Origin of the sequence: Vibrio genomosp. F10 str. ZF-129 (assembly GCF_000287055.2) — a bacterium.
Lineage (GTDB): Bacteria > Pseudomonadota > Gammaproteobacteria > Enterobacterales > Vibrionaceae > Vibrio.
Genome location: NZ_AJYQ02000110.1, coordinates 1 through 19,361, shown reverse-complemented (window position 1 = coordinate 19,361; position 19,361 = coordinate 1). Strand labels below are relative to the sequence as shown.

Genomic DNA, 19,361 nt, shown 5'->3' with positions numbered 1-19,361 from the left:
AAAAATGGCTCGCGTGACTAATGCGAGCCATAACGGTTTAGGGGGTAAACCGCGTGGTTGTCCGAAAGGACAGAATAATTATGACAAACCTAGAATAAAGATTGGGTTGTTAAAACATTAACAATAATTAACCTAACGATGCCTTCAGGTTCCACAAACTGGTTTGTGTACTTAGTATTGTTTGGAATTACTAAATATTGCGTGGGGCTGCAAAGTAATGTTGAACTTACGTCGAACCCCAATTAAAAAAGGCATGAACATTAAAGTGAACCACCCCAATGCACCACCGCTAGAGTCACTTGACGTGGTCGTAGCAGTAGCCCTTGAACTCGGCACAAAATTTCGAACCACCGTTCGAATACCACTGGTTGTTGTGATTTGATATTTGGGCTGTTCTTGTCCATTAATTACAGAGTTGATCCAGTTTCTGTAGTCATATACTTCAGTAAAAGCAGCGGTGTAGTTTTCGTTTGGATCACCACAGGTATCAGGGCCAAAACTGGTGATACCAATTTGCACATAACCACCGCCATTATCCCAATATAGTGGACCGCCGGAATCCCCTTTGCAGGTCGAATTTTTAAGACCGTTGTTTAATGCGCCGGTAAAGCAAATTTGACTATCAGACAGACCGCCACTGCACATTGAACTATTGACTTGAGTTAAGGTGGTTTCAAGAAGCCGATTCCCCCCGTTAACATTGGTAGAGATCTGCCCATGTCCTATCGCAATAGCGCTACCTGAATACGAACCATTGGTGCTCGAGTTTAATAGTGAAGAATAGTCACTCACATTCAACGCGGTTTCTAACTTTAAAACGGCGATGTCGTTGGCCCACAAATCACTCTCGAAGTTAGAATAATTGTCTGGGAAGTAATATTTCTCGACACGCGCTTTTTCTACCGAACCCAATAGATAATCTGACTCATCTTGAAGACCGTATGCAACGTAAAAATTCAATATTCCATCCATATCTTCATAGAAGCAATGTGCGGCAGTCAAGACGTATTGAGAGTTGATGATCGTTGCACCGCAATAGTTGCCATAAGACGATCCATTGTCATAAAAGAGACTGGCAAAGCTTGGATAGTTCGATATATCCGCGTTATTGCCATTTACAATATACGTACTGAGGCCTGAGGCGAGTGCCTGTCCATTTAGCAAAGCAAAGCTCAACACTAAGCTGCCTATTCGAATCGTATTTTTGTCCACTAAGCAATCCTTCTTAACTGAACATGGATTTTTGGAATAGAATACCTAAGTACTACTGATAAAGACAATCACTCTGTTTAAAGAAAAGGGCTAAGAATAAAAAAACCCTCGAAATGAGGGTTTCTATTCAATTCTTATTGTTCAGTATAGGCTATCCGCGGAAATAGCGTTGGGGAACAAACGGCATTTTCTCGACGGTCATTGGCAGCTTCTTGCCTCGCACTTCGGCAAACAACTCAGTGCCCACGGCCATAAGGTCAGCTTTCACATAGGCCATCGATACCGGCTTACCCGCATTCGGGCCAGCTGTACCACTTGTGACAACTCCTACTTTGTTGTCATCTGCATCGAAAAGCTCCGTGCCTTCACGAACTGGGGCTTTTGTTTGGCCAATCAAACCCACACGTTTGCGTGTCACCTCTTTCGTTTGGATCTGGTTTAAGATAATGTCAGCTCCAGGGAAACCACCGGCACGCTCTCCGTCGGTACGACGAACTTTTTGAATGCCCCACAGCAGACTGGCTTCCACAGGTGTTGTTGTTTCATCAAGATCGTGACCATATAGGCAAAGACCACACTCCAAGCGCAATGAATCGCGAGCGCCTAAACCGATCCATTCGACTTCTTCAAACTCGGTTAACTTACGGGCTAACGCTTCTGCATGTTCAGAAGGTACCGAAATTTCATACCCATCTTCGCCAGTGTAACCACTGCGGCTGATTATGCATTCAACGCCATCAAGATCGAGAGTTCTCACATCCATAAATACCATATCGGCAACCGCAGGCTGAATCTGCGAGAGTACCGTGACCGCTTTCGGGCCTTGCAAAGCCAACAACGCACGGTCGTCGATAATTTCGAGTTCCACACCATCAGGCAAATGCGCTTGAAGATGGGTAATGTCTTGCTCTTTACACGCTGCATTCACTACAACAAAGAGATGGTCGCCTAGGTTGGCCACCATAAGGTCATCCATAATGCCACCTTGCTCATTGGTGAAAAATGCGTAGCGCTGGTTACCTTGTGGCAGATCAATGATGTCAACCGGAACCAATGACTCTAAGAACGCTGCCGCACCGTCACCATGCAGGCGCAACTGCCCCATGTGCGACACATCAAAAAGACCCGCTGCGTCACGAGTGTGAAGGTGCTCTTTTTTAACACCAAGTGGGTACTGCACTGGCATGTCGTACCCAGCAAACGGGACCATTTTTGCGCCTACTTCAACGTGTAAAGCGTGTAATGGGGTCTTCAACAGTTCTTGATTCAATGATTCTTGAGACATTTTCTTCTCCGTTAGGCCAGATACAGACTATCGCTTGAGTATACTAATACCTTATCGATGCATTGCATTTGGCGGCTAATAATGTGGCAATGAATGTAGCACTCGATTGCAGCAGTCTATTCCATGTAGCGAACTAGCATGCAACGAACTAGCATGTAGCGGTCTAAATGTAGTGTTCTATAGCTGCAATACGTAATAGCATCACGTTAGTGAACTTTCCGACTGGGAAATCTTGTTTCTTATAATAAACAAGCACAATGACTTTTCCAGCTTTAACCCGTTTCCTACCCTTCAAAGTGTGACATTTAACATACTAATTACAATTACACCGCCCAAGAAAAAGCGACTATTCGATTCTATTGAAATCAAATAGCCGCCTATTTACCAAAATATCTCAAAAAGAAAACGGTTGCTTTCACTATAGGAAATTTAAACGGGTCATAAAAATCATTTCAAATGACCTTGTTTACTTCACTTTACTTCGCGGTAACCCATAAAATATGTGCGTCTTCTTCGCTGGTCGAGATCAACATGTGGCCCATATTTGCATCATAATAAACACTGTCGCCTTCGCTCATCGACACCGGTTCATAGAATTCTGAATAGAATAAAACGTCACCAGAAAGAATCAGTAGAAACTCTTCCCCATCGTGTCTGACCCAATCGCCATACTCTTCAAAATTACGTGCGTGAACGCGGCTTTTAAACGGCATCATTTTTTTATTGGATAATTGCGTCGCAAGGAGTTCATGCTCGTAAGTCGGCGTTGGGTGTGGTTTCCCTTCCCCTGAACGCGAGATATCTCGACGACCTGTTGCCACCTTTTTTCTAGGCGGCTCAAAGAGTTGCGGCATATCTATCTGCAATCCACTGGCCAATTTCTGCATAGCTTGAAACGTTGGCGATATTTGCTCATTTTCTATTTTGCTTAATGTTGAGCGAGCAAGCCCCGTTCTTTGACTTGCTTCTTCTAAGGTAATCCCAAGCTTGCCACGAATGTCTTTAATCCGTTCGCCAAGCTTTAAAGGCTCAATATTTTGATCCACTGATTCTTTCGCCAAAGTTAAAGATGGGTACTCATCATAGATGTCTTCAGACATGCTTGTCCCTCTATTATTTTATGCTTCTTATCTGTAGTTAACATTGTTGCATGAACCGACTTATCGATTAAAGAGTCGACCGTGAAATAAAGCGTGCTCTCGGTAACATAAATGGAAACTAGGTTTCCTATAGGAAATTTTTGATTGATTGTTTTTATGACTGGAGTTATGTTATCGGCTTGTTAGATGAAGAGATGCCGTTTTTGGTTTAGTTCCAGTTCCAGGATTCGCTTAAGGATTGGATATTGAGTTAAGCCAACTTTGCCCATTTTAGGGATATATTCGCGCTGTAATACGCTCTAATGCTGCTGCTCTATATGCAGGTTAAACAGTCGATCGTTTTGCAGTTACAAACGAAAGCCTTAGTAAGCAACAACAATAACGCAAGCTTACTAATAAATTGGAAGATACTCTGCCATGAAGAACGCTTACTCAAATCACAGCCTCGATAGTTTTTTCACCACTAACCTTGGCGCAACCGACGATGCCGTATTTGCCGGTATCCAAGCGGAAAATACTCGCCAGAACGAACAAATCGAGTTGATCGCCTCAGAAAACATTGTTTCTAAAGCCGTCATGCAAGCACAAGGTACCTGTTTAACCAATAAATATGCCGAGGGTTACCCTGGTCGCCGTTACTACGGTGGCTGTGAACACGTTGACACGGTTGAATCCATCGCGATTGAACGCGCAAAGAAACTCTTTAATTGTGGCTATGTAAATGTTCAGCCTCACTCTGGGGCTCAAGCGAATGGCGCCGTTAAGCTCGCACTTCTTCAACCGGGCGATACCATTTTGGGCATGTCTTTAGATGCAGGTGGCCACTTAACTCACGGTGCTCGACCTGCAATGTCAGGAAAATGGTTCAACGCGGTTCAATACGGCGTCGATCGTGACACACTCGAAATCGATTACGATGCGGTTTTAGAACTGGCGAAAGAGCACAAGCCAAAAATGATCATTGCCGGTGGCTCAGCGATACCTCGCACCATAAACTTTGCTAAGTTCCGTGAAATCGCCGATGAAGTTGATGCCATTCTAATGGTCGATATGGCCCACATTGCTGGCCTAATTGCTACAGGCGCACACCCTAGCCCTATCCCACACGCACACGTGGTGACAACAACGACACACAAAACATTACGTGGCCCTCGCGGCGGAATGATTCTGACCAACGATGAAGCGATCAACAAAAAGATCAATTCAGCGGTATTTCCGGGGCTTCAAGGCGGCCCACTGATGCACGTTATTGCAGCAAAGGCCGTTGCATTCGGTGAGGCATTAGGCCCTGAATTTAATACGTATATCGACTCTGTGATAAGCAACGCCAAAGTACTGGCAGAAGTGCTTCAATCGCGTGGCTGTGACATTGTGACGGGGGGGACTGATACCCATCTAATGCTGGTTGACCTTCGCCCTAAAGGTTTGAAAGGAAACAAAGCAGAAGAAGCGCTAGAGCGTGCCGGGATCACATGTAACAAAAATGGAATTCCATTTGACTCAGAAAAACCTATGATTACATCGGGCATCCGTTTGGGTACACCAGCGGGAACGAGCCGCGGTTTTGCCAGTGAAGAATTTAAGCAGATCGGTGAGTGGATTGGTGACGTACTCGATGGCCTTGTAGAAAGCCCAGAAGGTAATCCTGACGTTGAGCAACGCGTTCGCAAGCAGGTGAAAACACTGTGCGCTCGTTTTCCGCTATACCAGTAAGAATTAAACAACTTTTAAAAACTAACAGTTATTTTTGGAGATGAAGCAATGGATAACACACTGAAGTTTGCAGATAGCCACGAGTGGGTTAAAGACAACGGTGACGGCACAGTAACGATCGGTATTTCAGAGCATGCACAAGAGATGCTTGGTGATGTCGTGTTTGTTGACCTGCCAGAAGCTGATGATGAAATTGAAGCGGGTGAAAGCTTTTCTTTGGTTGAGTCGGTAAAAGCAGCCTCTGATATTTATGCGCCAGTGACGGGTGTGATCGTTGAAATTAACGAAGAGCTCGAAGACAGCCCTGAGTTAATTAACGAAGAGTCGTACGAAGGTGGTTGGATTGTAAAAGTGAAACTTTCTGACCCTTCAGAGCTTGATAATCTAAAAGACGCGGAAGAATACCTGAACTCTATTGATGATGAGTAATTAGGGAAGGACATGAAAGCTGCTCATTTGTTACCCCAACAAGAGCAGCTTTTTTTAAAGATGAATATTGATAACCTTGGCACCCACAGTTAGCCATATTTATCTGATTGATAAGGTAAAGGAACAATGACTGAATTAACTCAAAGCCCGTTACTTGCAGATCTGGGCACTCAAAATGAATTCGTTGCACGCCACAACGGGCCTAACAAAGCAGATCAACAAAAAATGCTCGAAGCGATTAACGCTGCTAGCTTAGACTCTCTGATTGATGAAACAGTCCCGTCACAGATTCGCATTGAAAAGCCAATGACACTGGCTGCGCCAAAGAGTGAAACGGATATGCTGGTCGCGATGAAAGCGTTCGCCAACCAGAACCAAGTTAAGCGTACCTTTATCGGCCAAGGTTATTACAACACCTTCACCCCAAATGTCATTTTACGCAATGTGTTAGAAAATCCAGGTTGGTACACAGCGTACACACCTTATCAGCCTGAAATCTCTCAAGGCCGATTAGAGTCTCTACTGAATTTCCAGCAAATGGTGATGGATTTGACGGCAATGGATATTGCCAACGCATCACTGCTTGATGAAGCCACTGCCGCTGGCGAAGCCATGACGCTTTGTAAACGAGCAGGCAAAAGTAAAAGTAAAGTCTTTTTCGTCGCAGACGATGTACACCCTCAGACGCTAGAAGTGGTTAAAACTCGCGCTGAATACATCGGCTTTGACGTGTTGGTTGGCGAACTAGAATCACTGCCTCAACATGACGTATTTGGTGCCTTGCTTCAGTACCCTAGCACCACAGGTCAAGTACGAGATCTAACCGATATTATCGCCGCCGCGCAAGCCAACAAAACATTGGTTACCGTTGTCACTGACCTACTCGCTTCCACCTTATTAAAACCTGCTGGTGAGATGGGCGCTGATGTTGTCATCGGATCATCACAACGCTTTGGTGTTCCTATGGGTTATGGCGGCCCTCACGCAGCATTCATGGCAACGCGTGACAAACACAAACGTACCATGCCGGGTCGTATCATTGGTGTCTCCATTGATTCACATGGCAATCAAGCACTGCGTATGGCAATGCAGACTCGTGAGCAACACATCCGCCGCGAAAAAGCGACGTCCAACATCTGTACCGCTCAAGCTCTGCTGGCTAACATGGCTTCGTTCTACGCGGTGTATCATGGCGCAGAAGGCCTTCGCACGATTGCTCGTCGCACCCACCACATGACGGCTATTTTAGCGGCAGGCCTTACAAAATCGGGCTTTGAGCTTACTCACAACAGTTTCTTTGACACCATCACATTAAACACGGGTGATAAAACCGACGAGCTTTATGCAAAAGCTCAAGCAGCCGATATCAACTTGCGTAAACTTCCAAGCCAGATCGGTATCAGCCTCGATGAAACAACGACAACGGGTGATGTAGCGGCACTGTTTGCCATCTTCAATGTCAATGAAGACCTAAATGCTCTATCGAATGACATCGCCGACAATGAGTTTGCAGCTATTCCAGAAAACTGTCGTCGTGAATCCACTTACCTGACTCACCCTGTTTTCAACACGCATCACAGCGAAACGCAAATGATGCGCTACCTAAAACAGCTAGAGAACAAAGATTTCTCATTGACCCACGGTATGATCCCACTGGGAAGCTGTACCATGAAGCTCAATGCAGTAGCAGAAATGATTCCGGTGACTTGGCCTGAGTTTGGCGAGCTACACCCATTTGCACCATTAGAACAAGCGGCGGGTTACACGGCTTTAGCTCAAGATCTCAAAGAAAAACTCTGTGAAATCACCGGCTATGATGATTTTTCACTTCAACCTAACTCTGGTGCTTCTGGTGAATACGCAGGCTTGATCGCGATTCAACGCTACCATGCCAGCCGAGGTGAAGGTCACCGTAACGTGTGTCTCATTCCGACTTCTGCGCACGGAACCAACCCTGCAACCGCTTCCATGGTTTCAATGAAAGTGGTTCTGGTAACCTGTGATGATGATGGCAACATCGACATGGCAGACTTAGCGGCTAAGATTGAGAAGCACCACGATAACCTTTCAAGCATCATGATCACTTACCCTTCAACACACGGTGTTTACGAAGAGCAAGTAAAAGAAGTGTGTGAAATGGTTCACGCCGCAGGCGGACAAGTCTACCTAGATGGCGCAAACATGAATGCACAAGTTGGTTTAACGTCTCCTGGTTTCATTGGCTCTGATGTATCACACCTGAACTTGCATAAAACATTCTGTATTCCACACGGTGGCGGTGGCCCTGGCATGGGACCAATCGGTGTTAAATCGCACCTGGCACCATTCCTTCCAGGTCACATTGAAAATGGCTCTCAAGGAACCGATTATGCGGTTTCTGCTGCTGATTTAGGCAGTGCATCGATTTTGCCTATTTCTTGGGCTTACATTGCAATGATGGGTGAACCGGGCCTAACCGAAGCGACCAAAGTTGCCATTCTGAACGCGAACTACGTGATGGAAATGCTTCGTCCTCACTACCCAGTTCTTTACCGTGGTACCAATGGCCGCGTAGCGCACGAATGTATTATTGATATTCGTCCGCTAAAAGAAGAAACCGGCATCAGTGAAGAAGATATCGCGAAACGCTTGATGGATTACGGCTTCCATGCCCCTACGATGTCGTTCCCTGTAGCGGGTACATTGATGATAGAGCCAACTGAATCTGAAGATTTAGAAGAGCTCGATCGTTTCTGTGAAGCAATGATTGCGATTCGCCACGAAATGACCGCGGTGAAAGAAGGCGCTTGGCCACTGGATAACAACCCACTTGTGAATGCACCACACACACAAGTCGATCTATCGAGTGAAGATTGGGATCGCCCATACTCACGTGAACTTGCGTGTTTCCCATCAAAGGCAACGAAGCAATCTAAATACTGGCCGACGGTAAACCGCGTTGACAACGTTCATGGGGATCGTAACCTGATCTGTTCATGCCCAAGTATCGAGAGCTACCAGTAAGCGCGAGTTATTATTTAAGTAAGTATCTTCTGATAGCAAAATCAAAAGGCGAACCCGAAATGGTTCGCTTTTTTGTTGGGTGAATGAGATATAACGATATGTGATTAAAACCCAAATGGCGTTAACTTTGATAAATGCATGTGGAATGAGATACTCTATTTTGACGCCAATACAAACATGTGAATCTTGATGAAATACGAATCTTTTAACGACATTTATGACCGAGCCTGCCAACGAAAAGGCGGAGAGGAAGCGCTAGAGTCTCTGCTGGAAGAGCCGTTAAGCCGAGCGCAATTAGCCTCTATTTCTGATGATCGTTTCTTAGCGCAATTTACCCGATCCATCTTTCAGTCTGGATTTGTATGGCGAGTGATTCACAATAAGTGGCCATCATTTGAGGAAGTATTTTGGGAGTTCAATATCGAAAAGCTCTTACTGATGCCAAACGACATGCTAGAGCGTAAAAGCCAAGACAAGCGAATTGTACGTAATTCCACCAAAGTAAAAACGGTTATCGCGAATGCACAAATGATCCGAAATGTTCAATTAGAACATGGCAGCTTTGCCAGATTCATTGCGAACTGGCCTGAGGACGATATTGTAGGACTCTGGCTCTATCTAAAAAAACACGGTCAGCGCCTAGGCGGAAACACGGGCCCTTACGCACTTCGCCAGCTCGGTAAAGACACCTTTATTTTAAGCCGAGATATAGAAAGCTACCTGAGAGCACAAAATATCATCGAAGGCGGGCTTTACAGCAAGCGCAGTTTAGACGCGATTCAACTCGCCTTCAATCATTGGCAAAGCGAGTCTGGCCGCAGTTTAGGCGAACTCTCCCGTTTGATTGCATTTGGTGTTGGAGAGAATACCGTTCAAGCTTAATTTTTTCATGCCAAGTACTGTGATCTAAAGGAACTCATGTGATGTCTGAATCAAACCCATTAAGAAAATATTAAAAGGACACACACCACAAAGATAACATTGCCGATTCATCATTCAACCTACGCACTCTACCTTGAACCGATCAGTGTTTTAGTTGATAAAGCGCAGGTGCACGATGTCGCGGTTGATGCCATCGCAGAAGGCAGTTGGATAAGCTACCGCTAATTCGACGTCGTATGTGGGCCAGATTGTGGCCCTTTCAATAAAGTGTAAGAAGTGACATGCCTAACCCATTCTCAATTCTTATTATCTATTGCAGATAAAGCTGACCCACCTCAAAGCGAACATAACTCAACAAGAATGATAATCATGGATGTATTCTACTGGTGCATCATTGCTGTCTTATCGATGTGCACAAATAATCTTAAGAAGAGTGAATTATGAACAACTTAGTTGAGCGTTTTCTCCGTTATGTGAGCTTTGAAACTCAATCTAACTCTGGTGTAAGCCAGTGCCCCAGTACGAATGGGCAAAGGGTACTTGCCGAGCAATTAGAGCGTGAACTTGTCGAGTTAGGTTTGGTTGACGTTAAGCTTGATAACCACGGCTACCTAATGGCGCGTTTACCCTCTAATGTTCGCCATGATGTCCCTGCTATTGGTCTAATTGCTCATATGGACACCGCGCCAGACGCGTCAGGGAAAGATGTAAAACCTCAAATCATTAAAAACTATCAAGGTGGCGATATTGCACTGGGTTCAAGCAATGAAGTGTTGTCGCCAGAACAATACCCTGATCTTAATACGTTGCATGGGCAAACACTTATCACTACCGATGGTACAACGTTGCTGGGCGCAGATAACAAAGCTGGCATTGCCGAGATCATTTCCGCAGTGGCTTATCTCATTGCCAACCCAAGTATTAAACACGGCGATATTTGTATTGGGTTTACTCCAGACGAAGAAATCGGTCGTGGTGCCAACTTATTTAATGTTGAAAAGTTTGGGGCAAAATGGGCGTATACCATTGATGGTGGCCCTGTAGGAGAATTAGAGTTTGAAAACTTTAATGCTACGTCGGCAGATGTAATTTGCCATGGTATTAATGTTCATCCTGGTACGGCAAAAAATAAAATGGTTAATTCAATGAACATTGCCGCTCAATTTCAATTAAAAATGCCGCCAAATGAAACACCAGAGTGCACTGAACATTATAACGGTTTTTATCACCTGACATCGATGGAAGCTTCGGTTGCGAAAACAGAACTTGGTTACATCATCAGAGACTTTGATCGTGACGGACTTGAGAAGCGTAAAGCCTTCATGCAGCATCAGGTTGATGAACTAAATCAGTCATTAGCGAAGGGGAGTGTTGAACTTATCCTTACTGACAGCTATTTCAACATGCGTGAAATGGTAGAGCCACATCAACATATTATTGAACTCGCGAAAGACGCCATGATTGCGTGTGGAATCGAGCCAGATATTAAACCAATTCGTGGGGGTACCGACGGCGCTCGTTTATCGTTTATGGGGTTACCTTGCCCAAACATCTTTACAGGTGGCTATAACTTCCATGGTATCCACGAGTTCATTTCTGTTGAAGGAATGGAAAAAGCCGTGCGCGTGATTGTGAAACTAGCGGAAAGAACATCAGAAAAATATCAATAGGCCTTGGTATCCATTGAAGAAATACACATAGAAGTACTAAAAAACCAGACCACTTCATCAAAAAGGCAAAAGGCAAGGGCGACCCTGATATTTCGTTCTGATTAGTAAACCAGCACAAAACACATAATATGATAAGATAAAAATGATATTTGGAATCAAAGGGTAAATGGGTATGTATATCGGTGAACTAGCAAAGAAATCTGGGGTAAGTATCAAAGCGATCCGACATTATGAAAGTATAGGCTTGGTTAAAACCCCAATCAGGCAAGGCCAGTATCGTATTTACGACACCAGCTACCTAGATGTTTTATCAATGATTAAACTAGCTAAGCAGCTTGGCTTTACCCTCGCGGAATTAAAAGAGATAGCGCAAGCCAAAACTCAACAAGGGCTGGTTCCGATGGATTTATTGGTGACCAAAATTAACAGTAAACGCGTCAACCTATTAGCGCAGCAAGAACAACTACAAGTAAAGCTACAAGGTTTAACTCAGCTTGAGCAAAATGTCGCGCACTACAACGCTTGTTTGTTAGAAAACTTATAAGAATGATCTATCCAAAAACCATGAGTCACTTCTGGTAAGCGGAGATTCCCTCGCCAGCACCATTTAGTGAAGCATAAGGAAACTCTGCCAACCAATGAACCTAACTTGGCACTAATTAAACAATAAGTGCTGCTGAAATCAACATTAAATATTCCTCATTGCCTGATGATATATCTTTAGCACCATGGTGCGAGGCAAAATCCGGTTAAGAAAGATGTAGAATTTGTTTTCACACAAAGGGATTTCACGAAGTTTACCGCTGAACATAGCTTTTAACCCCAACGTGGCAACTTGCTCTGGTGAAGTGCGGTTTTTACCAGCAAAGGTTCCTTTTCCTGACTTCGAGCTATCTTGGCCATCAAAGGTAAAAAAGGCGGTATCGGTGCGTCCTGGTGATAGGCAGGTGACAGTGACGTTTTGATCTTTCATTTCAACCGCTAGAGACTCCGTAATACTAGCTACGTAAGCTTTACTAGCGGCGTAGGCGGCCATGTAAGGCTGCGGCTGATAGGCTGCTGTAGAGGCGACATTCATAATATAACCTTGGCCTTGCCGTACCATGCTCTCGGCAAAGAACCGGCTTAGTTTGGTAACCGCAACCATATTTAAATGGAGCATGGCATCAACTTCTATTTCACTTAAGCTAAGATGTTGTCCATACAAACCAAAGCCAGCATTGTTAATGGCGACGTCGATTCTATCTGGATATTGGCTTAACTCAGTCAATAAGTGTTTTAGGCCTGTGCTTGTAGACAAATCGGCACTGATGGTTAGCGTGGCGCCATTTAAATTTGCTTGTAATTGATTAAGCCTGTTTTGATCACGACCATGTAAAATTAAGTTGTAGCCTTGCTCGTGCAATTGTCTTGCAAGTGCCAAACCAATGCCTGAAGTCGCGCCGCTGATAAATGCTGTTTTCATCTGTTTTCCCTTATGCTTTGTTGGTGTTCTTTCAATCTAAAGCCTCCCCTATAGGGGAGAGTCAAGGGACTTTTTTGCAAAAATAATTAACAAGGCCATCAATTAGTTTTTCAGATTCTTACAACACACACGCTAACAGTTGATCTTCCAGCGAATCATTCATTTGAACAGAGATCATCTCTATCCGACTTTCCAGGCAATCATCCAATTCGACTTCCGTCAGGTCATCACCGGTTAGGTTATAAGCAAAAACGCCTAAGTCGGTAATAAACACCGCTTTCATTCGCTCAACTCTTAATCCTACAAGTAAAGATGCCAGTTTTTGTCGGCTGAATACCTTACTGGGTGAGAATCGCCAGCCGATACTTTGAAACCCTTCTCCCTGGTTTTTGGCTTTGATAAAACCAGACTCCGGAATGGGTGTATCTGACACCAAGGGCCTAGCATGGCTATGGCTATGTTGATGCTCATGTTTATGCTGATTATCATGTAGATGCGAACGGAATGAGCCAAACACCGTCTCCCCGACAAATTCTTCCCACGCGATTTCCCCATGCTGAGAAAAAAGCACGTGAGTACTGGGTTGACCATGTTGCTTCACGTAATCGATCAATCTTTTCTTATCGCTATCTTGGTAAAGATCCACCTTATTACCGACGACAGTGTCAGCGATGGATATTTGCTGATTGAAGGTATCGTGGCGGGTATAGCGTGAATCCGACAATTTTCGAGCATCGACGAGAGTCAGGGTTTTCTGAAGTGACAGTACTTCTCGGTAATGTGTAGATAGCAACACTTGAAGCACCTCTTTAGGGTGGCCAAGCCCCGTCGGTTCAATTAATAAACGATCGGGTTTCGCTTCAGACAATAACTGAGCTAACGCTATTTGCATGGGTAACCCAGCAGCGCAACACATACACCCTCCGGGCACTTCACGGATAAAGACCTTTTTCTCTTCATTATACTGGCCCTGGATGATGCTGCCATCCACACCAATCTCGCCAAATTCATTCACAAGCACGGCCCAACGTTCATCAGCCGGTTTGTGACGCATTAAATTTAAAATGGCTGAAGTCTTACCAACGCCCAAAAAACCCGTGATAATGTTCGTTGGTACCGACCGAATTGGACTCTGATTAGAACTCATTGATTATTCTCCTACCATCAACGTTTGTTGGGGTTATGACACGTGTACCCGCTATTGAAATGCCAACAGCTGATTGGGTAAATACACGGTCAGTCCGAGCTAACTTTACTTTAATGGTACGTTATAACATAACAATAAATTAGTTCAAGAAGACTAGATTGCCGGTTATTGTTTTGATGCTTGTGCTGATGATTATGTTAATGAATACGGCCCCAACAATGAGGCCGGAAAGTCATTAAACTTCTCTATACTTGTGCAGAATATGTTGAGGGATGTGGCAATAGTCATTCGGTCTCAAGGTCAACCGATCTTGATGCTCCTCATCACTTTTCACATAGTGAGATAATGGAAGCACCTCGATTACTATTTGCGCTGAATTTTCTTGGGTATTGATGTATCTCCGCGCGATGTCCAGATGTTCTTTGTGCCTACTGTAAACCCCTGTTCGATACTTTTTTCCTACATCTTGCCCTTGCTTATTCACGCTAAAAGGGTCGATGATTTCAAAAAAGTAAGCCATTAAGCGTGTGACTGAAACAATCGACGGATCAAACTCAGTTTTCACACACTCTGCATACCCGTCATAATCACCTAGGGTTGTATTGCTGCTACCATTTGCTCTGCCAGCTTCGGTAGAAATTACACCGGGTAAATGTCTCATAAATTCTTGAACACCCCACAGGCAACCACCAGCAAACACGATTTCTTCCATTTGTTCTCATTCTTTTATTTCTAATTTACAGCTAGAATTCGCTATTCTTGAACTCGATATGCTCAAAAACAATGAAGCTCAACGGTACCATGAGTCATTAAATTAAGCCCGTACTGCTCTCGTCTGCCACTGATTTAACCAGAAACAGAAGAGACCCAATGAGACACCCCAAAAAGCACTTCCTATTCCAAAAAATTCAATCCCTGAAGCCGTAAATAGAAACGTCAATAATGCGGCTTCTCTGGTATCACTATCTGCCATCGCAGTCGTTAAGCTATTCATCAATGCAGGCATAACGGCGAGACCCGCAATGGTCATCACCACAGCAGCCGGCACCGCACTAAATAGAGACACAAACGCCATGCCAAGCACGCCCGCGAGCAAGTAAAACACTCCCATGGAAATGGCAGCCATATAACGTGTTTTCGGATTTTCATCTGCATTAGGGCCCATACAAATGGCCCCTGTAATCGCAGCTAGATTAAAAGCAAAGCCACCAAAAGGCGCCAGTACCAACCCTGTGAATCCAGTCGCGGCAATGACTTTTGAAGATTCAACTTGATATCCATTTGCTTTTAGAACGGCAAAACCAGGGAGGTTCTGCGACGCCATGGTTACGATAAAAAGTGGAATGCCAACGCTGATTAATGCGGACAAGTCAAAGTCAGGTATGATAAAAACAGGATGAGTTAACGAAAGCGTCACTTCATCGACGTCCAGTTTGTCCATTCCCAAGCACATCACCAACGCAACACAAAAAATGATGGGGATTAATAAATTCTTTAACTGCGTTTTTGCCAAGATAAACAGCGCTAACATCACGAGAACGATCTGTATCTCTTCCAGAAGGGATGAAAAAATTCCTAATCCGAACTGCAGCAGCACACCCGCTAACATCGCTGCTGCTATTGAGGTGGGTATTTGCTTTAACAGTTTTTCAAATACACCCGCCACGCCAATCAGGGTAATCAACAGAGAGCTAAAAAGAAACGCCGCCACTGCCTGATTCATGGTTAACCCGTCTAAAGAAGTGATGAGTAACGCAGCGCCCGGTGTAGACCATGCCGTAACGATAGGTTTCTTGTAACGAGAAGACAGTATGATGGTTGATGCTCCCATACCAATGCCTAATGCCCAAAACCAGGATGCAACTTGAGACTCACTTGCGCCTGCACTCATCGCAGCTTGAAAGATAATGGCGCCAGCGCTTGCATAGCCAATGAATACCGCGAGAAACCCTGTACTGATGTGAGAAAACTTTAGCTTGGTCATGTTAATTGCCCTCAATGTGCGTTATAACGTCCATACAATAAGCTAACATTTGTGCGCTATAACGCACAAGGTATTTATTTGGGTAATATGCAAACAGAAATCAAAGTCAGCGATAATTTGAAGCGCCTACGCAAAGAAAAAGGCTGGAGCCTAGATAAAGCCGCGAAGGCCACCGGTGTCAGTAAAGCCATGCTGGGTCAAATTGAGCGTGGTGAATCGAGCCCAACAGTGGCGAAGTTATGGCAAATTGCGTCAGGGTTTGACGTCTCATTTTCCAACTTCATTAGTGTTAGTCATGAAAATGAACTCACTAGCTTGTTCCGAGACTCCAATGAACTGAGGCGTGAAGACTATAACCCTGGCTTTTTGGTTAGCTTGCTGTTCCCCTTTGAACAAGCATTAGGTTTTGAAGTCTTTGAACTCACTCTTGCTACTGGTTATCAGCACGAATCAGAGGCTCATAACTCGGGAGTGACGGAACATATTATGTGTATCTCCGGAGAAATGTCCGTGCTCTTTGATGGGAATTGGCATCGTCTGAAACCAGGTCAAGCGGTCCGATTTAACGCAAATCAACCTCATGGGTACAAAAACATTGGCGAACAATCTGTGGTGTTTCATAACATTATTCATTATGCCAACAGCAAACAATAACACCGGTGCCAGTTTTACTTGACCACTTCAGCGACTATGATTGTTGGCATAAACAAAAATAGGAACCACTATGATACCGCTCAGCACATCCATCGTGTCAGGGGTCGCCATTTCCAAAGTGAATGGCCAACCAAAAATTCTTCTAATGAAACGCGTCAAAGGTGGGTATTGGTGCCATGTAGCAGGCTCCATTGAAGGAAGTGAAAATGGGTGTCAGGCCATCATAAGAGAATTTAAAGAAGAGACTCAAATCGAGGTCAGAACGTTATATAACGCCCATTTTATCGACAAGTTTTATGAGCCTCACGTCAATGTGTTCCAGATGATCCCTGTTTTTGCCATTTATTGCCCGGATGACCAACCTGTAACATTGAACGAAGAGCACACCGAATACCAATGGTGTTCCCTGGAAGAGGCGATTGAGATAACGCCATTTCCTGGTCAACACGCTGTCTACCGCCATGTGTGGTCATACTTTATCGATAACGAGCCAGACCCACTGCTCAAGATACCCGTCATCGATAGCATCGCGTAAACGCCTCTCTTTTTTCACTTCATTGAGTAATATTTGAGTTAAGCTTTAAAGGTACCTTGTAAACCATTGATAGGGGCCTTTCAGACAACAAGTGGCTTACGTTGCTTATGAATATCTCGGCAAAATGTCGCTATTTTCGTCTAATTAGCACCTTATGATTACATCTCGCTACGAACTAATGTATAACGACGCTATGAAAATACCTAAGAGAATACAGCCTTTAGTCGACGACGGTTTAGTTGACGAGGTTCAGAGCCAATTAATGAGTGGCAAAGAAGCCTCGGTGTACATTGTGCGCTGCGGTGAAGAGATCCGTTGTGCCAAAGTGTATAAGGAAGCGACTCAACGTAGCTTTAAAAAAGCCGTGGCTTATCGAGAAGGACGTAAAGTCCGAAACAGCCGCCGCGCTCGCGCTATGGAAAAAGGCTCCGGTTTTGGCCGCGATCAGCAAGAAAAAGTATGGCAAAGCGCCGAAGTCGATGCTTTGTTTAAGCTCGCTGCTGCTGGTGTAAGAGTGCCTGAACCCTACGGATGTTACGATGGGGTATTGCTCATGGAGCTGGTCACCGACGATGACGGTTACGTAGCGCCTCGGCTGAATGATGTGATCATGCCTGCCGAACAAGCCATTGAAGACCACGCCGTGATGATGACTTACGTGGTGAAAATGCTTTGTGCGGGTCTCATTCACGGCGACCTCTCCGAGTTCAATGTACTGGTTGATGAGTATGGCCCAGTGATCATTGATTTACCTCAAGCCGTTGATGCGGCAGCGAATAACAATGCTGAATGGATGCTCACTCGCGATGTCAATAATATTCGTGATTACTACGGTCAATTTGCACCAGAGCTTCTCGCTACTGAATACGCGAAAGAAATCTGGGCTATCTTTGAGAAAGGCGACCTCAAACCAGACACTGAGCTAACGGGAACGTTCGTTGAACAGGATATCGAGGCTGATCTTGCGGCTATCATGAAAGAAATTGATGATGCGAGAAGTGAAGAACGCTTTAGACGAGAGCGAATCAAAGAAGCAAAAGAAGGTATTGATGAAAGTAAGTTTAACTGGTCTGAATAGGCTTTAGGTTTAGCTTTTAGACCATCAAGCACAGCCAACGACTGTAGAAAATAACCACAAATAAACAAAGTACCTTTCTAACGTGCCAGTATTCTGCAACTGGCACTCTCTGCCAACCACACAATAATAACAAAATGAAACAAGCCATCATGGGTTACCACAAAGACGAAAATGACGACTGGGTTGCTCAATTAGAATGCGGGCATTTCCAGCATGTCAGACACAACCCTCCCTTTGTCTGCCGACCGTGGGTTGTCTCTATAGAAGGTAGACAGTCAATGCTGGGTTACCTGCTAGTGTGCAAAAAATGCGATACAGGAGCCCCTCAAGATTTTTTGCTTTTAGAGTAACCAAAGTAAATATCTTGCCGATTCTCTAGCCACAATTCGTGTTTTGCCATCACCTTGGCAAACATAGCACTTTGCAAATACCCATTAAGCCAATCGCGAAGTTTAGGATATGGACTCTGCAAGTACCACTGCCTTTCAATTCGAGCAAATTTTCGAATAAAGGGCATCACGGCAATATCCAACAAACTTTCTCGATCGGAAAACAGGTAGGTATGCTGCGTCAGTCTATCTTCCAACGCCTGTAATACCACTTCACAGCGACGGCGACACTCTCCTAGATTATCTTCATGGTAACGCTTAGCACAGCTATACGCCTCTAACGCAGGAACAAACTCATGCTCAAAACGGCTGATTAACGCATGCATGCGAGTCAATGCTGTCTCTTGCTTGTAGTCAAGAAGATCATCGGGATCATTTTCGGCCAAAGCCCATAGCATCACTTCCAAACTCTCTTCTAGAATAATACGGTCGCTAACAACCAAAATTGGCACACTCCCTTTTGGAGAAGCAACCAGCATTTCTTTGGGCTTATTATTGAGTTTAACAGCCCTAATCAGCACTGTTTTCTGAGATTTAAACAATGCGATACGTGCCCGCATCGCATATGGACAGTGCTGCAAAGAATAGAGTATCGGGGCTTGATCAAGTGAATTGCTTTTACTGCCTTGAATTAATTGACGACTCATGATTTCACTTCGCCTTTCCATTTCGATTTAGTTATAACTGTTGCGTCTAATATAATGTGCTAAATATATCGATGAAACGCTATCTGAACAAATGGAATTAGATCACACTATTGAGGCAATGGCTAGAGCGTGTTGGGCATTGATACTGCGTTAGAGGCTTCTCAAGTA

The 19,361-nt window shown here is 44.5% G+C and carries 19 protein-coding genes; 11 read left to right on the top strand and 8 right to left on the bottom strand.

The annotated features are described in order from the left end of the window. Positions 1-171: 171 nt before the first annotated feature. The 3 genes from A1QO_RS13880 to A1QO_RS13870 all read right to left on the bottom strand — a co-directional run bounded on the left by A1QO_RS13880 (position 172) and on the right by A1QO_RS13870 (position 3,597). Positions 172-1,212, bottom strand: coding sequence for a trypsin-like serine protease (locus tag A1QO_RS13880; protein ID WP_017040874.1), 1,041 nt, complete (start codon positions 1,210-1,212; stop codon positions 172-174). A 151-nt stretch (positions 1,213-1,363) separates the two neighbouring features. After that, positions 1,364-2,497, bottom strand: coding sequence for a glycine cleavage system aminomethyltransferase GcvT (gene gcvT, locus A1QO_RS13875; RefSeq protein WP_017035899.1), 1,134 nt, complete (start codon positions 2,495-2,497; stop codon positions 1,364-1,366). Positions 2,498-2,973: 476 nt separating this feature from the next. Next, the gene (locus A1QO_RS13870; protein ID WP_017035900.1) at positions 2,974-3,597 is read right to left on the bottom strand and encodes a helix-turn-helix domain-containing protein; all 624 of its coding nucleotides are present in this window, start codon (positions 3,595-3,597) and stop codon (positions 2,974-2,976) included. A 417-nt stretch (positions 3,598-4,014) separates the two neighbouring features. On the opposite strand from A1QO_RS13870, the gene A1QO_RS13865 reads away from it, so the two are divergent. The 7 genes from A1QO_RS13865 to A1QO_RS13840 all read left to right on the top strand — a co-directional run bounded on the left by A1QO_RS13865 (position 4,015) and on the right by A1QO_RS13840 (position 11,838). Continuing rightward, a complete protein-coding gene (locus A1QO_RS13865) occupies positions 4,015-5,310 on the top strand; it encodes a serine hydroxymethyltransferase (RefSeq protein WP_017041715.1) in 1,296 nt (431 codons plus the stop codon). Between the two features lie 48 nt (positions 5,311-5,358). Continuing rightward, positions 5,359-5,739 carry a glycine cleavage system protein GcvH gene (gcvH, locus tag A1QO_RS13860; protein ID WP_017035902.1) on the top strand — a complete coding sequence of 127 codons (381 nt, stop codon included), beginning with the start codon at positions 5,359-5,361 and terminating at the stop codon, positions 5,737-5,739. Positions 5,740-5,865: 126 nt separating this feature from the next. Further along, positions 5,866-8,742, top strand: a complete 2,877-nt coding sequence (gene gcvP / locus A1QO_RS13855; RefSeq protein WP_017035903.1) for an aminomethyl-transferring glycine dehydrogenase — start codon at positions 5,866-5,868, stop codon at positions 8,740-8,742. Positions 8,743-8,931: 189 nt separating this feature from the next. Beyond that, on the top strand, positions 8,932-9,624 hold the full coding sequence (locus tag A1QO_RS13850; protein ID WP_017041714.1) for a DNA-3-methyladenine glycosylase I: 693 nt from the start codon (positions 8,932-8,934) through the stop codon (positions 9,622-9,624). 99 nt (positions 9,625-9,723) lie between these two features. Further along, positions 9,724-9,849 (top strand): hypothetical protein, encoded by a 126-nt coding sequence (locus A1QO_RS20715; RefSeq protein WP_017040876.1) that lies wholly within the window; start codon positions 9,724-9,726, stop codon positions 9,847-9,849. 215 nt (positions 9,850-10,064) lie between these two features. Beyond that, positions 10,065-11,294: a peptidase T gene (pepT, locus tag A1QO_RS13845; RefSeq protein ID WP_017040877.1), complete on the top strand. Its 1,230-nt coding sequence runs from the start codon at positions 10,065-10,067 to the stop codon at positions 11,292-11,294. A gap of 172 nt (positions 11,295-11,466) precedes the next feature. Continuing rightward, positions 11,467-11,838: a MerR family transcriptional regulator gene (locus tag A1QO_RS13840; protein WP_026026605.1), complete on the top strand. Its 372-nt coding sequence runs from the start codon at positions 11,467-11,469 to the stop codon at positions 11,836-11,838. Positions 11,839-11,982: 144 nt separating this feature from the next. Here A1QO_RS13840 and A1QO_RS13835 read toward each other — a convergent pair whose 3' ends face one another. The 4 genes from A1QO_RS13835 to A1QO_RS13820 all read right to left on the bottom strand — a co-directional run bounded on the left by A1QO_RS13835 (position 11,983) and on the right by A1QO_RS13820 (position 15,890). Continuing rightward, on the bottom strand, positions 11,983-12,759 hold the full coding sequence (locus A1QO_RS13835; protein ID WP_017037903.1) for an SDR family NAD(P)-dependent oxidoreductase: 777 nt from the start codon (positions 12,757-12,759) through the stop codon (positions 11,983-11,985). Between the two features lie 118 nt (positions 12,760-12,877). Further along, positions 12,878-13,906, bottom strand: a complete 1,029-nt coding sequence (locus tag A1QO_RS13830) for a CobW family GTP-binding protein (protein WP_017040878.1) — start codon at positions 13,904-13,906, stop codon at positions 12,878-12,880. A 235-nt stretch (positions 13,907-14,141) separates the two neighbouring features. Next, on the bottom strand, positions 14,142-14,618 hold the full coding sequence (locus A1QO_RS13825; protein WP_017040879.1) for a peptide-methionine (S)-S-oxide reductase: 477 nt from the start codon (positions 14,616-14,618) through the stop codon (positions 14,142-14,144). A gap of 102 nt (positions 14,619-14,720) precedes the next feature. After that, positions 14,721-15,890 carry a benzoate/H(+) symporter BenE family transporter gene (locus tag A1QO_RS13820; protein WP_017040880.1) on the bottom strand — a complete coding sequence of 390 codons (1,170 nt, stop codon included), beginning with the start codon at positions 15,888-15,890 and terminating at the stop codon, positions 14,721-14,723. Between the two features lie 87 nt (positions 15,891-15,977). Between A1QO_RS13820 and A1QO_RS13815 the strand changes: the two genes are divergently transcribed. The 4 genes from A1QO_RS13815 to A1QO_RS20090 all read left to right on the top strand — a co-directional run bounded on the left by A1QO_RS13815 (position 15,978) and on the right by A1QO_RS20090 (position 18,507). Next, positions 15,978-16,544, top strand: a complete 567-nt coding sequence (locus A1QO_RS13815; protein ID WP_017041713.1) for a helix-turn-helix domain-containing protein — start codon at positions 15,978-15,980, stop codon at positions 16,542-16,544. A gap of 70 nt (positions 16,545-16,614) precedes the next feature. Then, complete coding sequence (locus tag A1QO_RS13810) at positions 16,615-17,079, top strand: NUDIX hydrolase (RefSeq protein ID WP_017041712.1); 465 nt, start codon at positions 16,615-16,617, stop codon at positions 17,077-17,079. A gap of 193 nt (positions 17,080-17,272) precedes the next feature. Then, positions 17,273-18,157 (top strand): PA4780 family RIO1-like protein kinase, encoded by an 885-nt coding sequence (locus A1QO_RS13805; protein WP_026027023.1) that lies wholly within the window; start codon positions 17,273-17,275, stop codon positions 18,155-18,157. A 134-nt stretch (positions 18,158-18,291) separates the two neighbouring features. Beyond that, entirely contained in the window at positions 18,292-18,507 is a 216-nt protein-coding gene (locus tag A1QO_RS20090) for a DUF3565 domain-containing protein (protein WP_083249888.1), read from the top strand. Here A1QO_RS20090 and A1QO_RS13800 read toward each other — a convergent pair. Beyond that, positions 18,483-19,193 (bottom strand): glutathione S-transferase, encoded by a 711-nt coding sequence (locus A1QO_RS13800; RefSeq protein WP_017037896.1) that lies wholly within the window; start codon positions 19,191-19,193, stop codon positions 18,483-18,485. The genes A1QO_RS20090 and A1QO_RS13800 overlap by 25 nt on opposite strands. Between the last annotated feature and the right edge of the window lie 168 nt (positions 19,194-19,361).